General features: G+C 57.3%; 3 protein-coding genes. All 3 read left to right on the top strand.

The window, feature by feature from the left end; genetic code table 11:
• A partial coding sequence (locus tag Q0367_RS07595; protein ID WP_298981405.1) for a hypothetical protein occupies window positions 1-216 on the top strand: 216 nt, incomplete at its 5' end.
• A 19-nt stretch (window positions 217-235) separates the two neighbouring features.
• Window positions 236-997 carry an HD domain-containing protein gene (locus Q0367_RS07590; RefSeq protein ID WP_298981404.1) on the top strand — a complete coding sequence of 254 codons (762 nt, stop codon included), beginning with the start codon at window positions 236-238 and terminating at the stop codon, window positions 995-997.
• Window positions 998-1,165: 168 nt separating this feature from the next.
• Window positions 1,166-1,395, top strand: a 230-nt coding sequence (locus Q0367_RS07585) for an Rv2993c-like domain-containing protein (RefSeq protein ID WP_298981403.1), incomplete at its 3' end; no start/stop codon positions are given.

Genomic DNA, 1,395 nt, shown 5'->3' with positions numbered 1-1,395 from the left:
GATGTCCTTGCCATAGTGTTGTTGGCGACGGCGGAGATCGGCGTCTGCGCTTTGTTAATTCTGATGCAGGCGCCGCTGTGGCTGGCGATCATCATTTTGTTGTTTTTGCCGACATGGTTGATGGCGGCGCAGGGCGCTCCGGTGGGGCGACGCATGCAGCCGCTCTGGCTGTTCGCCCTGTTGCTCAGCGCGCTGGCGCTTGGACAGACCCTTTGAACCGTTGAAGAGGAAATCGATGTCGAACGAGACAGGCACCAAATATGCGTCCGACGGATCGGGCGTCAATCAGAGCGAGCAGGTTAAGACGAATGCTTCCATCACGTCGAACGGCTATCGTCTGGTCACCGTGGACGACTTGAAACGAGACGCAGAGGTCACAGCCATTTTGCAGGCGGCGAACGCCACCATGAAGCAACTTGGCTACACCGAACACGGGCAACGACACGCCGGGCTGGTGGGCAACATTGCTCAAAATGTGCTCGAACACCTGGGATATGACCAGCGCACCTATCAACTGGCCAACATTGCAGGCTACCTTCATGACATCGGCAACGTTATCCACCGACAGCATCACGCCATGAGCGGCGCGCTGATGGCGTGGGAGATCTTGAAGCGCATGAACATGGCGCCTCAGGAGTGTGCGCTGATCATGAACGCCATCGGCAATCACGAGGAAGAGCGCGGCACCGCCACCAACGCCGTCAGCGCCGCCGTGATCATCGCCGACAAGGCGGACGTGCATCGCAGCCGCGTCCAAAACCCGCGCATGGAAGATTTCGACATCCACGACCGGGTCAACTACGCAGCCAAACGCAGCTTTGTGCGCGTGCGGCCGGAAGAAAAGATCATTGCGCTGGAGCTGGAGATCGACACCTACTACGCCGCCGTGATCGAATACTTCGAGATCTTTCTGAGCCGGATGACGATGATGCGCCAGGCGTGCGAATTTTTGGGCTGCAAATACCAGCTGATCATCAATGACACCCAGTTCGCCTAAATTATATTGAGGGCGATTTTTCCTCCGTCAGGTTGCGAAGACGCAGAGAAACAAGGCGGATGCGTTTCCTTCCTCGGGTTTTGGGGTTCTAGTTATTGAGAAAAGCCCGATCGCCGCCGATCTCGTTGGGAAAATTTCGTCCTTCATCGATCTACAGGAATTTAGACCATGCGTATTGTTCGTTACGCTCTTTTACAATCAGAGGAGGAGACGGCGCTTTTTTCTGACGCTGCGCAGCCAGAAGGCTTCTGGGGGATGCTGATCGACGAGCTGATCTATCCGTTGCATCGGGCCCCCTACCGGGACTACGACCGCGCAGGGGTCTGCAGGCCGGCGCTGAGGGGAACCTGCTACAGGCTCGATGAAGTGCGGCTGTTGGCGCCGGTGACGCCGAGCAA

Origin of the sequence: uncultured Caldilinea sp., assembly GCF_937128415.1 — a bacterium.
GTDB lineage: Bacteria > Chloroflexota > Anaerolineae > Caldilineales > Caldilineaceae > Caldilinea.
This window is presented reverse-complemented; position numbering and strand designations above follow the sequence as displayed.

Bases quoted from the DNA above. Each gene is read 5' to 3' on its own strand.
- Q0367_RS07590 (WP_298981404.1), top strand. From the start codon at position 236: ATGTCGAACGAGACAGGCACCAAATATGCGTCCGACGGATCGGGCGTC.